Origin of the sequence: Sphingobacterium spiritivorum ATCC 33861 (assembly GCF_000143765.1) — a bacterium.
GTDB lineage: Bacteria > Bacteroidota > Bacteroidia > Sphingobacteriales > Sphingobacteriaceae > Sphingobacterium > Sphingobacterium spiritivorum.
The window spans coordinates 696,952-712,766 of record NZ_GL379770.1 but is presented as its reverse complement, the minus strand read 5'-3'; the positions used below and the strand labels follow the sequence as shown (position 1 = coordinate 712,766).

15 protein-coding genes and 1 tRNA gene are annotated in these 15,815 nt (G+C 39.3%); 9 read left to right on the top strand and 7 right to left on the bottom strand.

The genetic code is table 11. The features are described 5' to 3' along the window. Positions 1–10 precede the first annotated feature (10 nt). From HMPREF0766_RS03330 to HMPREF0766_RS03320, 3 genes are all read right to left on the bottom strand, one after another. The gene (locus HMPREF0766_RS03330) at positions 11–796 is read right to left on the bottom strand and encodes a hypothetical protein (protein WP_002993719.1); all 786 of its coding nucleotides are present in this window, start codon (positions 794–796) and stop codon (positions 11–13) included. A 162-nt stretch (positions 797–958) separates the two neighbouring features. Further along, positions 959–3,082, bottom strand: coding sequence for a S9 family peptidase (locus tag HMPREF0766_RS03325; RefSeq protein ID WP_002993717.1), 2,124 nt, complete (start codon positions 3,080–3,082; stop codon positions 959–961). A gap of 133 nt (positions 3,083–3,215) precedes the next feature. Then, positions 3,216–3,554 carry a DUF3276 family protein gene (locus HMPREF0766_RS03320; protein WP_002993713.1) on the bottom strand — a complete coding sequence of 113 codons (339 nt, stop codon included), beginning with the start codon at positions 3,552–3,554 and terminating at the stop codon, positions 3,216–3,218. A 271-nt stretch (positions 3,555–3,825) separates the two neighbouring features. Here HMPREF0766_RS03320 and HMPREF0766_RS03315 point away from each other — a divergent pair, with 271 nt between their 5' ends. Genes HMPREF0766_RS03315 through HMPREF0766_RS03300 form a run of 4 tightly spaced genes read left to right on the top strand, consistent with a single transcriptional unit; the run spans position 3,826 to position 7,987 of the window. Beyond that, positions 3,826–4,710, top strand: a complete 885-nt coding sequence (locus HMPREF0766_RS03315; RefSeq protein WP_232279809.1) for a LiaF transmembrane domain-containing protein — start codon at positions 3,826–3,828, stop codon at positions 4,708–4,710. An 11-nt stretch (positions 4,711–4,721) separates the two neighbouring features. Then, on the top strand, positions 4,722–5,765 hold the full coding sequence (locus HMPREF0766_RS03310) for a sensor histidine kinase (RefSeq protein WP_002993709.1): 1,044 nt from the start codon (positions 4,722–4,724) through the stop codon (positions 5,763–5,765). Further along, positions 5,758–6,501 (top strand): LytR/AlgR family response regulator transcription factor, encoded by a 744-nt coding sequence (locus HMPREF0766_RS03305; RefSeq protein WP_002993707.1) that lies wholly within the window; start codon positions 5,758–5,760, stop codon positions 6,499–6,501. Before HMPREF0766_RS03310 ends, HMPREF0766_RS03305 begins: the two co-directional genes overlap by 8 nt. 28 nt (positions 6,502–6,529) lie before the next feature. After that, positions 6,530–7,987, top strand: a complete 1,458-nt coding sequence (locus tag HMPREF0766_RS03300) for a serine hydrolase (protein ID WP_002993704.1) — start codon at positions 6,530–6,532, stop codon at positions 7,985–7,987. A gap of 66 nt (positions 7,988–8,053) precedes the next feature. Here the strand turns inward: HMPREF0766_RS03300 and HMPREF0766_RS03295 are convergent, their stop codons facing one another. Both HMPREF0766_RS03295 and HMPREF0766_RS03290 read right to left on the bottom strand, forming a co-directional pair. After that, complete coding sequence (locus HMPREF0766_RS03295; RefSeq protein ID WP_002993700.1) at positions 8,054–8,536, bottom strand: peroxiredoxin family protein; 483 nt, start codon at positions 8,534–8,536, stop codon at positions 8,054–8,056. Between the two features lie 10 nt (positions 8,537–8,546). Then, entirely contained in the window at positions 8,547–9,722 is a 1,176-nt protein-coding gene (locus HMPREF0766_RS03290) for a glycoside hydrolase family protein (RefSeq protein ID WP_002993697.1), read from the bottom strand. 137 nt (positions 9,723–9,859) lie between these two features. On the opposite strand from HMPREF0766_RS03290, the gene purN reads away from it, so the two are divergent. The 3 genes from purN to HMPREF0766_RS03275 all read left to right on the top strand — a co-directional run bounded on the left by purN (position 9,860) and on the right by HMPREF0766_RS03275 (position 13,092). Next, complete coding sequence (gene purN / locus HMPREF0766_RS03285; RefSeq protein WP_002993695.1) at positions 9,860–10,435, top strand: phosphoribosylglycinamide formyltransferase; 576 nt, start codon at positions 9,860–9,862, stop codon at positions 10,433–10,435. Between the two features lie 71 nt (positions 10,436–10,506). After that, on the top strand, positions 10,507–12,033 hold the full coding sequence (gene purH / locus HMPREF0766_RS03280; protein WP_002993693.1) for a bifunctional phosphoribosylaminoimidazolecarboxamide formyltransferase/IMP cyclohydrolase: 1,527 nt from the start codon (positions 10,507–10,509) through the stop codon (positions 12,031–12,033). Positions 12,034–12,204: 171 nt separating this feature from the next. Further along, a complete protein-coding gene (locus HMPREF0766_RS03275) occupies positions 12,205–13,092 on the top strand; it encodes an alkaline phosphatase family protein (protein WP_002993691.1) in 888 nt (295 codons plus the stop codon). A 133-nt stretch (positions 13,093–13,225) separates the two neighbouring features. Here the strand turns inward: HMPREF0766_RS03275 and HMPREF0766_RS03270 are convergent, their stop codons facing one another. Beyond that, on the bottom strand, positions 13,226–13,756 hold the full coding sequence (locus tag HMPREF0766_RS03270; RefSeq protein ID WP_002993688.1) for a 5' nucleotidase, NT5C type: 531 nt from the start codon (positions 13,754–13,756) through the stop codon (positions 13,226–13,228). Positions 13,757–13,828: 72 nt separating this feature from the next. Here HMPREF0766_RS03270 and HMPREF0766_RS03265 point away from each other — a divergent pair, with 72 nt between their 5' ends. Beyond that, positions 13,829–14,575 (top strand): DeoR/GlpR family DNA-binding transcription regulator, encoded by a 747-nt coding sequence (locus tag HMPREF0766_RS03265; protein ID WP_002993685.1) that lies wholly within the window; start codon positions 13,829–13,831, stop codon positions 14,573–14,575. A 53-nt stretch (positions 14,576–14,628) separates the two neighbouring features. After that, on the top strand, positions 14,629–15,591 hold the full coding sequence (locus HMPREF0766_RS03260; RefSeq protein ID WP_002993682.1) for an alpha/beta hydrolase: 963 nt from the start codon (positions 14,629–14,631) through the stop codon (positions 15,589–15,591). Positions 15,592–15,646: 55 nt separating this feature from the next. Here HMPREF0766_RS03260 and HMPREF0766_RS03255 read toward each other — a convergent pair. Then, positions 15,647–15,727 (bottom strand) — tRNA-Leu (locus HMPREF0766_RS03255). Positions 15,728–15,815 lie beyond the last annotated feature (88 nt).

Here is a 15,815-nt window from a genome sequence, read left to right as displayed (position 1 = left end):
GTTAAATTTCTTAAATAATATTCTTTAAAATCTCCGGATTCTCTCCGCCTGCATAGGCAGTCATCATATTCCGGTAGGCCACCGTAATCACAATACTCGATAAAGGTACAACCAGGAACGAATTGATGATGCTTAAAAATATGGAAAAAAAAGTATATCCTGCAAAATTGAAATAAACCTGCAGAATATGGAGTATAGCAAAACAAAATAGAATCAGCAATAATTTAGTGACATTGCCTTTTGTCAACGCAAAGCTCAATCGGATAGACCGGAATGAACTCGCATGCTTATCCATAATAAAGAACGGATAAAAAGCTACCCGGATAATAAACAGGAAGGTAAGTATAGCTGAAACAATCAGAGATACACTGGCCATTGTGCTGACTTCTTTTTTGATATAAATTAAGGGCCAGCAAACCACAGAGATAATGAGCAGAATAACCATAGACACCCCCAGTATGATCAGCATAGCCGTAAAAAAGTAAAGAAGCTCTTTTGTACTCGGAATAGAAACAGATAATTTAGCGCCATCCTCTTTATCAATAATCTCCATGATGTATTTAAACAGGGTAAGGTTCACCCCGAAATAAAAAATCATAAAAACCAGAGCCATGAAACCACTTAAAAAAATATTGAACTCACCCATATAACTGGCCAGCATACTGGACAAGTTGGAAGTGACAAATAATAAAAAACATAGTCCTGCCACCGAAAAATAATGATTTTTCAGGATGTTTACAGATTTTGCAAACACCTCATTTACAGCAAACGTGCTTTCCTTTAAGTATTGTATCATGGAACTCATAGAATTACCGCAAAGATGTGATTTATTTTCGTGTGCATCAACTCCTTCCGTCCGTTTTTACCCAAAAAAACAGTTTTTAACAATAATAAACGAAAAGAGGTTTTAACTGACAAGCAGCAAAACCTCTATTCTATATTCAAGCGTTAAAAAAACCTATTTAAAATCCTGAGGAACAGGTTTCTCCAGCAGATACTGATAATAAAAACGAACACGCTCATTAAAATCATATTTACGTTTGGATGCTTCAAAACCATGCCGGCTTCCAGGATAGATCATCAGTTCAAATGCTTTATCTCTGTCTGTCAGTTTGTCCACCAGCTGAATCGTGTTCTGCAGATGCACATTATCATCCAGATCACCATGCATGATACGCAGACCACCTTTATATTTATCAGTGTAAGTCAGGACAGATCCGCTCTTATACCCTTCCGGATTATCCTGAGGCGTATCCATCCAGCGCTCTGTATAATGTGTATCGTATAATTCCCAACTGGTCACAGGAGCGCCAGCTATTCCGTAATCAAAATAATCTGATCCCTTAGTCAGTGCCATACATGTCATATATCCCCCATAACTATGTCCTGTGATCAGCAATTTATCTTTTTTGACCCAGGGTTTTGCCTTCAGCCATTTCGCTACTGTGATATAATCTATCATTTCCCAATGTCCCAGATTTCTGTGCATAAGCGCCACTCCCTGTTTACCAAAATGACCGGAAGCCCTGTGATCCGCCGCGATTTGGATAATACCTTCATTAGCCCAATACTGGTTTGAAGTCCCTTTCCAGGTATTCTTGACAGTTCCGGCATCCGGCCCTCCATAGATACTCATCACGACAGGATAAGATTTTGATTCATCAAAATCAGTAGGATAAGTAATTATAACCGGAAGCTGATATTTGCCGTCATCAGATGGAATAGTCAGATACTCTGTCTTACCAATTTTATAGTCCGCAAAACTTTCACTTTTACTGTCTGCCAGTTCACGAATCAGTTTTCCGTCTGTACGCAATAACGCTACTTTATTGGGTGTATTGATATTTGAATAATTAGTTATAAAGTATTTAGCATCAGGAGATACAGACACATTGTGCGTATAGTCCCCGAAAGTAAGTCTCTTAAAGTTTTTGCCTGAAAAATCTACCCGGTATAGATCTACTGTTGCTGAATTCTCTTTTCGGGCATTCACATACAGAACCTTTGCTTTCTCATCAATGTGCGCAATAGACGTAACCTGCCAGTCTCCTGAAGTAATAGGATTAATCAGTTTACCATCTAACGTATACAGGTAATAATGTGCCCAGCCCGTCTTGTCAGATTTTAGAATATAATGCTTATTGTCCGACAAATAGGTAATACGCTCATCGTGATCCAGATTGATCCAGGAAGGCTGTTTCTCATCATAGATTTCTTTCTTCGCTCCAGTCTGCGGGTTTACCTGATAGAATTTTAAATTATTCTGCTCACGGTTCATCCATTGCACCATAATATTCTCACTGTTAAATGCCCAGTAAGGCTCGCCAAAGTACTGATCATCCTGTTCATTAAAATCTGCCCAGACTACAGCTCCTCCGTCAGTATTCACAACTCCGACCTTTACCAAAGGATTTTTATCTCCGGCTTTAGGATAGCGTGTCTTTTCCAGATATCCATGCTGCCCTTTGGATACATAAATGGGAAACATAGGCACTTCAGTATCATCAAACCGCATAAAGGCCAGTTTTTTGCTATCCGGCGACCACCAGAAGGCTTTATAATTAGTAGATCTGCCCAATATTTCTTCATAATACACCCACGAAGAATAACCGTTATAGATGACATCTGTACCGTCTGTTGTATACTGAATCTCCTTACCGGATGAGACCTGTACAGCAAACAGATTGCTTGCTCTGGTGAAAGCGACATAATTCCCGTCCGGAGACAAAGTTGGGTTTTGTTCCTCTACATCCGGTGAATTCGTAAGTTTTCTGACGGTACCGTCCGCAAAACGAATCTGCACATCTTTATCTTTTACTTCTACCGTAGTACCTGATTTTGTCGGAACAGTATAGCTTTTTCGTTCTCCCGTGCTGACATCTACCTGAAACATTTGTTTATCTCTGGGATTACCTTCCAGATAATGTGTACCGTCTGCCCATCCGGAAAAGGATGTGATCGGTTTGGTAACAGAAGGCTGTCTTCCCCATGACTGTTCAAAATTCAGACGCTTTGTCTGTGCATCACTGTGCTGATAGAAGAGTACAAACAAGCCGAAAAAACCGGCAGCATATTTATTCATATTAAGTTTGAAGTTATTTTTTAAGTTCTTCGAAAATAAGCATATTACATCTGCTTTTCAGCAAACAGATGTAACATCTTTATAAAAAAAGCCACTATGGGAATAGTGGCTCTTATTCTAGGCTAGACACACCTTAGAATGAAAAGTCGTCTCTCTGAGCAATTTTGCTACCCTCAGCATAACCTGCATCTTCAAAATTAGGCTCGTAACGTTTTTCAACAACATCCTGATTCGACTTGATGTATTCCACAACATCTTTTAATCCTTCAGCAAATTTTTCAAAATCCTCTTTATACAAGAAAATCTTGTGTTTGATAAACTGTCCGTCTTCAAAACGTTTTTTACTTTCTGTGATGGTAATGTAATAATCGTCTGAACGAGTTGCCTTTACATCAAAAAAATAAGTACGTTTTCCAGCTCTCACTTTTTTTGAAAATACCTCTTCGCGCTCTTTGTTTTCAAAATCTCCCATTATTAACTATTTAAGTTTAAGTTCCATTTTCCGTCATAAATATATAATAATTATATTCTTTTCTCCAAATTTTAATAATAAAAAACATATTATTTTTCTCAAAATAGGAAAATATTCCTTTTTTTATGGCAAATAATGGCTGGAAAACATTTTACCGATAAAAAAGCGATATTCACCGACTTTTTGATTCAGATAACCTAAATAGTGTTTTGCTCTCCTTATATTAGCTCTACATTTGAACTATCAAAAACATAGTAAAACAAATAAAACAATGAAAACGACAAATAATAACTCGACGCCTCCTAATATCCCGCGCATGCCGAACGACAACCGTAATACCATAGGAGCAATCATTATTATAACAGGATTAGCATTACTATTAAAAAACCTTAATATCGGAGATCTGTTTCCTGACTGGTTGTTTAGCTGGCCAATGATATTGGTGGTAGTTGGTCTTATTATAGGTGTAAATTCTAAATTCGAACGCAAAGCTTCTATTATCCTGTTGATCATAGGTGGACTTTTTCTCTTCAGAGAAATTACAGACCTTTCTTTCGGCAGAGTAATACTGCCTCTGGGTATCATTATACTTGGATACTACCTGATCTCTAAAAAGAACACAAACTACATACCTCCAGTGCCGCCGGTACCACCGGGTCAGGATGACTTTGACTGGGACAAACGAGTGGTTAATTCCTCTGAAGAAACAGCTGCAGATGGTTCTTCCGAAAACAAAGCCGAAAATACAGATCCTAATTTTCAATCCTCGTACCAAAGTACGGGGAAATCTTCTTATGACAGGTTCAATCCCCAGTCTGAAGATATCCTGAATGTAAATTCGGCATTCAGCTCAATGAAAAAACTGGTATTATCCAAAAAGTTTCTCGGAGGACGTGTTTCCAATTTATTCGGCTCTGTGGAAATCAATTTGTTACAGGCGGATCTGCAACAACCGGTAGCTATCGAGGTATTCCAGTTATTCGGAAGTACACAAATTATCCTTCCCAGTCACTGGCAGGCTTCTTCCAACATTTCCTCTTTATTGGGTGATGTGGATGACCGCAGATTTCCATCAGGCATAGGTCTTGATCCTAACAAGAAAATATACATTACCGGAAGTACAATATTTGGTGGTATTACACTTAAAAACGCATAATACATACGAAAATGCTATTTTTTAAGTTACCTGCAAATAAAAATTACCTGATCCATGTCTCGGCATGGACAATCTGTATTTTATACTTTTTGGTTGTATTTGGTCTGTTGATATGGAGCGGTACAACCAAAGAAATCGCACTGTATGATGCCGGGATTAATGCCTTAAGCATCACTTTGTGTTGTTACATTCTTTCCAGTACCATTAATTTTTTCCTGCCGCGCAAAGGTCAGATGCTTCGCTTATCCGCGATCGGTCTTATTGTCGTTGCCCTGGGATTGTATGTGAGCCGCATTATTCTGCTGCAGATCTTCTCCTTGATAGACATCAGTTATTTTGATTTCAGTATCCCTTATCGGGTTATTCTCAACTTCCTGGTTTTGTTCTGCATTGCTATTTTGCAGATCGTATGGAATATTCAGGAAGAATATGAAGAAAATAAAAAAAGGAAGGAAGAATCGGAAAAGATGGTCAGAGATGCTGAATTATACAACCTCAGACAACAGTTACAGCCGCATTTTCTGTTCAACAGTTTAAATTCCATTATAGCACTGATCGGTATTAAACCCGAGAAAGCACGTGAAATGACTTTTCAGCTTTCCGACTTTCTAAGAGGAACAATGAGAAAGGATAACCTCAGTCTGATCTCACTGAAAGATGAGCTGTCTCATCTGCAGCTGTATCTGGATATTGAAAAAGTACGCTTTGGACATCGCCTGAATACAGAAGTTCATTTCCCTGAAGAGTTGTCTGAAACAAAGCTGCCCACTATGATTATTCAGCCTTTGCTGGAAAATGCCATCAAATTCGGGCTCTACAACATTACCGGAGATGTACTTATCAAAGTCGAGGTTTCCTATGCGGACAATCTTCTTTGGATCCGGATCACCAACCCTATTGAAAATGATCAGTATGAAAACACCAAAGGTACAGGCTTCGGACTAAGCAGTGTACAACGCAGGCTGTTCCTGATCTTCGGTCGCACAGACCTTTTATTTACCGAAACAAAAGATAAGAGCTTTATATCAACCCTAAAAATACCTCAATATGATTAAGACCATTATTATAGATGACGAACCACTTGCCAGAAGTATTATTTCAGCCTATTTACAACAGCATCCGGACTATACGGTTGTTGCAGAATGTAATGATGGTTTTGAAGGGATAAAAGCTATTCAGCAGCACAGACCCGACCTTATATTTCTGGATATCCAGATGCCCAAATTGAATGGTTTTGAATTATTAGAAATTATTGACGAACAGCCACAGGTGATTTTTACAACAGCTTTTGATGAATTCGCAATTAAGGCTTTTGAAAAAAATGCAATAGATTACCTGCTTAAACCGATAAGCCAGTCGCGTTTCGACCAGGCAGTCAGCAAATTCAATGCAGCCTTCAAACAGTCAACCCTGGCAGCCACACCTGTTAAGATCAATGAATCTCTGGAAGGAGAAGAACAAAATCTGGAACGTATAGTGGTGAAAAATGGTTCACAGATCAAAATTATTCCGGTACAACAGGTTACATTTCTGGAAGCCTATGATGACTATGTGAAGATACATACTAAAGAAGGAATGTTCCTGAAAAACAAAACAATGTCCTCCTTTGAAAAACAACTCGATCCGAAAAACTTTGTCCGTGTACATCGCTCTTTCATGATCAGAGTCGATCAGTTGTCAAAAATAGAACCTTTGGAAAAAGAAAATTACATTGCCACACTCATCTCAGGAGATAAAATAAATGTCAGCAAATCAGGCTATGCCAGATTAAAACAATTAATTGGTATGTAGCATTTCATTGCTTAATTTTGTCTCTGAAATGACAAAATATATAATATCCCTGTCTTGTCTGTTGATCGCTTTTTCACTAAAAGCGCAACAGACAAGTTCTCAACAACAGCAAAATAAAGCCGTATTTAATAAAATTGAATTTTTCCTTAATAATCAGCAGGTAGATTCCATTTATAATATGGCAGATGAGAGTTTTCAAAAAGCCATTCCTAAAAGCAGACTGGCGTCCATATTGACACAGCATGTGTTCCCAAAAGGACGTATCCGCTCTGCCACATTAGAAAGCTTTGACAGCGGAATAGGTGCTTATCGATTAGACTATGCAGATGGCCCTATGCAGCTTTTACTGGTCATCGACAAGAGCCTGCATTACAACACTTTTCTGATAAAGCCATATCCAAAGGCTGAAAAACAGGAAGAAACAAACACACAGAAAGATACTGTACTGACAGATAAATCAGTAAAAGAATCTCCCCTTGACTTTTATGTGGATTCTATTGCAAAAGCCTATCTCAAAAAACCGAATACGGTCTCGCTTTCTATTGGTGTAATCAAAAACAATCAGGTCAAGACTTATTTTTTCGGTGAAACAACCAAAGGCAATTCAACTTTACCAACTGATATATCTCAGTATGAAATAGGTTCAATCTCAAAGGTATTTACAGCAACATTGTTAGCAGATTTAGTATTAAAAAATACAATCTCTCTGGATGATGCGATTACAAAATACCTGCCGGACTCCCTCAAAATCAATACTGATCTTCAGAAAATCACCTTCCGCTCATTAGCTAACCATACGTCAGGTTTGCCCCGATTGCCCGGTAATCTGGAAACGGTAAAAGGCTATACCGAATTGGATCCCTATAAGGCATATGACCGTAAAGCACTTTATGCTTATCTCAAAACCTTCAAGGCAACACAAACTCCGGGTGAAAAATATGAATACAGCAATCTAGGATTTGGATTATTAGGTGATCTGATCAGTGTCATCAGCAAAAAAACATATAATCAACTTATACAAGAGATCATTGCAAAACCCCTCACTTTAAATGCCACAACAGATAAAGCAGATCCGAAAAGCAATCAGTTGGTCACTGTCTATAACAGTCAAGGTGAACAGGTACCTGTCTGGAATTTCAATGCACTTGCAGGTGCGGGTGCTTTAAAATCTACCGTTACAGACCTGCTTCAATTCGCACGCGCTCAGTTTAAAATGCCGGAGACTGATATTGAAAAAGCCATGGCAGAAACCAAGCAATTCACTTATTTCCTGCCTCCTGACACCGATCTGGGAATGGCATGGCATATCAATATGCTGGAGGGCATCACCTTCTACTGGCATAATGGTAAAACCAACGGAAGCCGTTCTTTTATCGGAATCGCTCCGGACGAAAAATCCGCAGTAGTTGTATTATCCAATTCTGCTGTTGAGACAGATGAATACGCTATGAAAATTTTAGATTATTTGCTGACGCAGAAAAATTAATAACAGTCTGCAGCAAAAAAAAGAATGATTGGTTTCATCATCCGGTGAAACCAATCATTATAAATTCTATTTCAGATAAGTGACCAGTTTCCGGGCATCTTCCTCTCCGTCAAAGTGTTTGATCAGCTTCCTGGTCTTTGCATCATACAAGTAAACAGACGGATACTGCGTAGGATTAAATTTAGGGATAAACTCAATATCCTTGTCATGCAAAAAGACTACGTTTTTCCTGTTTTTTAATGCAGGAATATACATCTCAATAAACCCGTCTACATAAGGCTTATCATTAATGGTCACAAAATAAATCTGAGTTTTCGAAAATTTATCAATGTTTTTGGCGATTCCGGCAGCCATTTTCTGACAATGCCCGCAGCCCGGATCATAATAATTGAAGACAATATATCCTGATGAAGGAAGTTTATCCTGCTTGAATGGCTGATTATTCTGTAATAAATAAAAGGTGAAATCAGGTATGGTCACCGGTGCTTTTTGTGCAGCAGCATGACTTGTAAAATAGACGCTCAGTAAAATAACAATCAGTTTTTTCATTATATAATATTTAGTCCTTATGCATTAAAGATACTATTTCATATGATATTACACCAGTCTTATTATCCGCTCTGTATAGCCCAAGCTGGATTTCATTGCCGTCCGCTTTGATAGGATACATCGCAGATTTATAAGCTCCGCTGGGCGAAAGAGGCGTATTAATAACTTTAAAATTAATACCATCCTGACTATAGGCAATATACAGTTCATTACCATAATAATTATTGACCCGACCTACATCTACCAACATAAAATAGAGGCGTCCTACCATAAACGCATCCAAATGCCAGGGATCCATACCCGTTCCCCAGGGCCGGTTAATAAATTTACACAGCTGTGTAGTACTGAATTTGCCAAAGGAGTCGATCTGAGCAGAAGTTCGTCTGTGAACAAAGGCATGTGTCTGATTCCCCTGAGGACCAATAGGATGTTTGGCCGAACTGTAGATCACATCGTAGCAGTTATATTTACCGGTATGATCCTGAAAGATTGCCGGAGACAACAGCAGGTTTGCAGCATCTACGCCTTCAGAATCGGATGAATAGAGCATCCATACTTTTGACCAGCTGGCCCCATCCCGGGAAGACCGGTGTACAATTGCACGTTCATGATCACCAAACCGTACACCCAGCTTGCCGTTTGGCATAGCATCCCCTCTATAGAATATATGCATAAGCCCTTTATCATCCAGATACAATTTCGGATCACTCCAGTACGCATGTGAAGGTTTTGCAGGCGGAATATCAATAGGATTACGGATACCTTTAGGTTCTTCCCAGTGTATGCCGTCGTTGGAGCAGACTACAGTAGGATTTTCAAAACCGGGGTCAGACTTTGTCTGTCCGAAATAGGGAGACATAGCCATCCAATAGCGGAATCCGTTCCATTTGTTGTCCACATACACGACGCTGGGATGGCAAAAGCTGTCATATAGCAGCGGTAATCTTTGTCCGTCATTCTTTCCCTCTGCTGAAGCTCTGCCCACTGCTGTCACCGCAATTTCAATAGCAGGAGCGACCACTTTGGTACTGCTGACCTGCAGATTGAGACGAGGCATATCCATATTCATGATATACGAGCGGAGATTGATTCCGGAAGTTGCAAGCTGCGCCAGGGTTGTCTGTTGGAATGCGCTGCTCATCAAATAGATTGCACAAGAGAGCTTTAGCAGTATTTGTTTCCTCATAAGGGATAAAAGTTCAATTTAATTGTAAGATTTGGCACCAATTTCTGCATTTAACGCATATCTTACAATAATTTAATGAAAAATTTAAGTATTTTTGGTTAGTTTTAGTTAATGGTTATCAATAAGGAAGAAAGTCTGTGAAAAAACGTATCGCTATTTTTGCTTCAGGATCAGGTTCTAATGCTCAGAAAATAATGGAGCATTTTAAATATTCAGATACAGCCGAGGTCGCATTGATCTTAAGTAATAATCCCGAGTCATATGTACTGCAACGTGCGGATAACTTTGAGATCCCTTCTCACGTATTTGACAGACATGATTTTTTCCAGACAGATGATATTGTTAAACTACTGAAAAATCTGAATATCGATCTGATTGTATTAGCTGGTTTTCTATGGCTTGTTCCGGAAAATTTACTGAAAGCTTTTCCAAATAAAATCATCAATATCCACCCGGCTTTGCTCCCTAAATTTGGTGGCAAAGGAATGTACGGCGATCGCGTCCATAAAGCAATACTCGAAGCCAAAGAATCGGAGCACGGGATTACCATTCATTTTGTAAATGAGCATTTTGATGAAGGCGAAGTCATTTATCAGGCTAAATTTAAGGTTGAATCCGGAGATACACTTGAAATTATCAAATTCAAAGGCCAGCAACTGGAACATCTTCACTATCCTAAAGTGATTGAAAACCTGTTAAAAAAGTACAATTGATAATTTACTAAAATACGCCTTAGGCTATTCTGTATTATTTTGTATCTTTGCGGCTTCCAAACAAAATAATAATGAGCCATCCTGTAAAGATTAAAAATGCTTTAGTGTCTGTATATTACAAAGACAATTTAGCGCCTCTCATTCAACTGCTGCACAAACATGGTGTGACCTTCTACTCTACCGGAGGTACCGAAGCATTTATCAAAGATTTAGGTATCGGTGTCGTACCTGTAGAAGATCTGACCAGCTACCCTTCTATCTTAGGCGGACGTGTCAAAACGTTACACCCTAAAGTATTCGGAGGTATTCTGGCAAGAAGACCGTTGGAAGATGACCAGAAACAACTGGAACAATATGAAATTCCGGAAATTGATTTGGTTATTGTAGATCTTTATCCGTTTGAGGAAACAGTTGCTTCCGGAGCTCAGGAACAGGATATTATTGAAAAAATTGATATTGGTGGGATTTCACTAATCCGTGCTGCTGCGAAAAACTTCAATGATGTTGTTATTCTGTCTTCTAAAAATGATTATCAGGAACTTGAAAATATATTAGCAGCTCAGGAAGGTAGTACGACACTTGAGCAACGTAAAGAATTTGCAAAACGTGCTTTCAATACATCGTCTCACTACGACACAGCTATTTTTAACTATTTCAATCAGGAGAATCCTCTTGATGTGTTCAAACAGTCTGAACAAGTAGCACAGGTATTGCGTTACGGAGAAAATCCGCATCAGAAAGGTGTCTTCTATGGCAACCTGGATGCTATGTTTGACAAACTGAACGGAAAAGAACTTTCATACAATAATTTGGTAGATGTAGATGCTGCCGTATCCATTATTGACGAATTTGAAGAACCTACTTTTGCGATTCTGAAACATACAAATGCTTGTGGTGTGGCTTCACGTCCTACAGTAAAACAAGCATGGACAGATGCCCTGGCATGTGATCCTGTCTCCGCATTCGGAGGTGTTTTGATCACAAATCGTGAGGTAGATGCAGAAACAGCTACAGAAATTAACAATCTTTTCTTTGAGGTATTAATCGCTCCTGCTTACTCTGAAGAAGCAAAAGCTATCCTGACAGCAAAGAAAAACCGTATTATTCTGGTTCGTAAAGATGTAAAATTGCCTCAGCAACAATTCAAAACATTATTGAACGGTGTCATTCAACAGGATAAAGACAATACGGTAGAAAATCCGGATCAGATGACGTCTGTTACGAATGTTAAACCTACTGCCGAGCAGTTGGAAGATCTGTATTTTGCCAATAAAATTGTGAAACATACCAAATCCAATACTATTGTTTTTGCAAAAGACGGTCAGCTGTTAGCGTCAGGTGTAGGACAGACTTCACGCGTAGATGCCCTGAAACAAGCGATCGAAAAAGCTAAATCATTCGGTTTTGATCTTAACGGGTCATCAATGGCTTCAGATGCATTTTTCCCTTTCCCTGACTGCGTGGAACTGGCAGCAGAAGCGGGTATTGCAGCGGTATTACAACCGGGAGGATCGATCAAAGACCAATTGTCTATTGATATGGCAAATGAAAAAGGCCTTGCAATGGTAACGACAGGTGTACGCCACTTCAAACACTAAGAAGACAGGCATTAGCCATATAGCATATTACGAAAATAAGGCTGGGTTCTCTACAAAACTCAGCCTTATTTTTGTATAACAAAACCGTTGGACAATCGATTGCTTAAACTTCATAAATAGCGACTTACGTATCAAAAGAATATATTTGATTAATTGTAAATCGAATAACCAATGAAAAAATTATTTCTATGTGCAGTGATTTGTTTAAGTGTAATTACACTGCAGGCACAGATCAAAAAAGCAAAGCATATTGTAGTAATCGGCTGTGATGGATTGGGTGCATATGCCCTTCCTAAAGCCGATATGCCAAATGTCAAATCAGTAATGGCATCCGGTGCATGGAGTCTGCATGCCCGTTCGGTTCTCCCCTCTTCCAGTGCTGTTAACTGGGCATCGATGTTGATGGGTGCCGGTCCTACGCAGCATGGTTTTACTGAATGGGGAAGTCAGAAGCCGGAGATTCCATCTGCTTACACGACTTCAGCGTATAAACAGTTCCCCAGTATCTTCAGTGTAATCCGGGATCAGAAACCAAAAGCTGTCACTGCTGCAGTATACAGCTGGCCCGGAATCGGCTACCTGATCGAAAAAGATGCAATTACGCATGTATTGCCGGCAAATGATGATGAGGAAAAATGTGTTAACGATGCTGTAGAAACCATAAAAACCAAAAAGCCACTGTTTACATTTATTCATTTTGATGAACCGGATCACACAGGACATGCCAAAGGTCATCGTACAGCTGAATATTATGAAATTCTGAAAACAGTAGATGCACGTATAGGTAAGATACTGACTGCAATAAAGGATGCAGGTATCTCGAACGAAACTATTGTACTCATCACATCTGATCACGGAGGCATAGATAAAGGCCACGGCGGAAAATCACTGGATGAGGTTGAGATCCCGTGGATTATCAGCGGACCGGGGGTAAAAGTAAATCATGAAATCAAAAGTTCCATTATAACCTATGATACGGGTGCTACCTTAGCCTGGATACTCGGACTTGAACAACCTCAGGCATGGAGAGGTAAAGCTGTAAGAGAAGCCTTTAAATAGAATTCAACCGTCCTGAAAAGCTATACAGGATTTTATATTAGGAAAAGGTTCCGGACATGTATCAGGAATTGCTGCACACAAAGTTTGTGCAGCAATTCCTGTTTTTGATATGATCTTACAAGCAGGATATTTCTTATTTCAAAAAATATTCCCCTACTTCTTTCCAGTTCATCAACCTTTCATAGTCTTGTTCATTTACATTATGAAAGGAATTAAAAAGTAAAGGCTTTCCCTGGAAAGTACGCAGATTACTGATGTGGTCATCAAGAAGATAATCGGTCTTAATGATGCTCTTATCGCCACAGAAAACAATATTTTTCCAGGAGATAAAAGGGAAATATTCCGCCAGCCAGTCAAATTTCTCCCGAAGTGAATGTGGGAATTCTATTGCTGCAGATACCACATAGATTGTGTACTTGCTCTGCAATTCCCGAACAACTTCTATGGCATCCTCAGCAACCGGTAAGGTTCTGAAATAGCCTTCTGTATGCAGATAGCGGTATATCGCTGTTTTATCAGGCAACCCAAGTCCTTCAGGCTTTCCTAACATAGTGGAAGGATCCAGCCGGATCCCTGTTTCATTATAATAATAAGTGAGATAATGCTGCTGGTTATCGGCCAGTACACCATCCATATCAAGTGCAATTATTTTTTGTTGTACCATGCTGCAATATGCAATATTTTGCAATAAATTGCAAATATTTGCTGTTTATTATTTTAAATGCTACTTTAGCTTATGCTAAAACAGGAACGCTTATCTACCATATTAAATGAACTCCATAAAAGAGGGGTTGTCTCTTATGCAGAACTGTCAGCTGTTATAACAGCATCTGAGGACACTGTAAGAAGAGATATCAAAGAACTCGACAGTCAGGGGCTTCTCAAAGCTGTGCGTGGAGGTGCAACAACCCTGTCGAAGATTCCGCACCATTACAGACAACGTGAAATAAGAGATATTGAGGAAAAGAAAATCATTGCCCGCAAAGCATTATCCCTGATCAAACACAATCAGCTTCTTTTCTTTGATGGAGGGACATCTGCTTTGGAGCTGGCTAAAATATTACCGCAGGATCTCAGAGCCACGATTATAACAAATAGTTTTCCGGTTGCCAATGTACTGGAAGATCACCCGACGTGCGAATTATTGTTTCTTGGAGGCCGTCTTTCTAAAACGGCATTTGCGACATATGGAAACGAAACGCTTCTGAATATTCAGAAGTTCAGAGCAGATTATTACTTCTTCGGTGTATCCAGTATAACTCCGGAAGAATTGTATTGTAAAGATCTGGAAGACGCTGAAATGAAACGGGAAATAATCGCGAACAGTACCAATACGATTGGTCTTTGTACATCAGATAAACTCAACAGTACAGACAATTATTATGTGGCCAAGACCAAATCTCTGCATATGCTGATAACGGAATGTGATCCGGATAGCACCATGTTAGAACACTACAATACAATCGGAGTAGAAGTCCGTTAAATGAAATACACTCCTAAAGCTCAAATTCAGTAATTTAGAATAAACGCAGGTATATGGAAGATCAATTAACCTCTTATCAGGCTGACATTCTGGGAAGTCCTTATCAACAACGGACGCTGATCCTCAAAGATGATTACGAAGGAAAAGCGGTGGCAACGGTAGTGCGTAGAAAAAGTGAAATTGTCACCCGGCAAGCGGTGCTGTATATACACGGCTATATCGATTATTTCTTTCAGACAGAAATGGCAGAACAATTCAATCTTCACGGATATGACTTTTATGCCTTAGATCTGCGAAAATACGGACGTTCTTATCTGCCCCACCAAAAACTATTTAATGTCAGAGACCTGCGTGAGTATGATGAAGAAATCGATCTGACTCTCAGATTAATTGCTGATGAAGGACATCATTCTGTTATTCTATGCGGGCACTCTACAGGGGGACTCACAGCGACCTATTATGCGATTCGTCATCCACATGATCCCTTAATCAAAGGTCTCTGGACGAATAGCCCCTTCTATGACTTTAATGTAGATGCTTTATCCAAACTTATCGGAATTCCTTTTGCCAGCAGCCTGGCTAAATTATTCCCGCATCTTCGCCTTCCTAACGGATTAAATCGTTATTATGCAAGAAGTCTGCATAAGGACCTTTCGGGAGAATGGGATTTTGATCTGAATTGGAAACCTGTACAATATCCCTACTCGTATGCAGGATTTATAAGAGCAGTACATCTGGCGCACAGAGCCATACATAACGGAGCAACTCTTACAATGCCTGCGCTCATTATGCATTCGCATCAAAGCAAGAAACCGAAAGAATGGAACAAGGATGTCAACAGCAGTGATCTTGTACTTGAGGTTAAAGATATTCACAAATATGCCCAAAAACTGACGGGTGATATTACTATTATATCAGTTGAAAACGGAGTACATGACCTGGTCCTTTCCGCAAAAGAGGTCAGAACAAAAGTTTATGAGATCCTGTTTTCGTGGCTTAAAGAAAAAAATCTTTAACAGGATTTTCTGTAAATAAAAAAAGGTTTACATTTTTCAATGTAAACCTTTTTTGTGCCCAAGACTGGAGTCGAACCAGCAAACCTTGCGGCGCCGCCACCTGAAGACGGTGCGTATACCATTTCGCCACTTGGGCAGCAGGACAAATATAAGGAGAAATCGCCTTTTTTTATCTAAAAAATCAAAAATCTTAAACAAGAAATTATAACATCCTGATCAATATA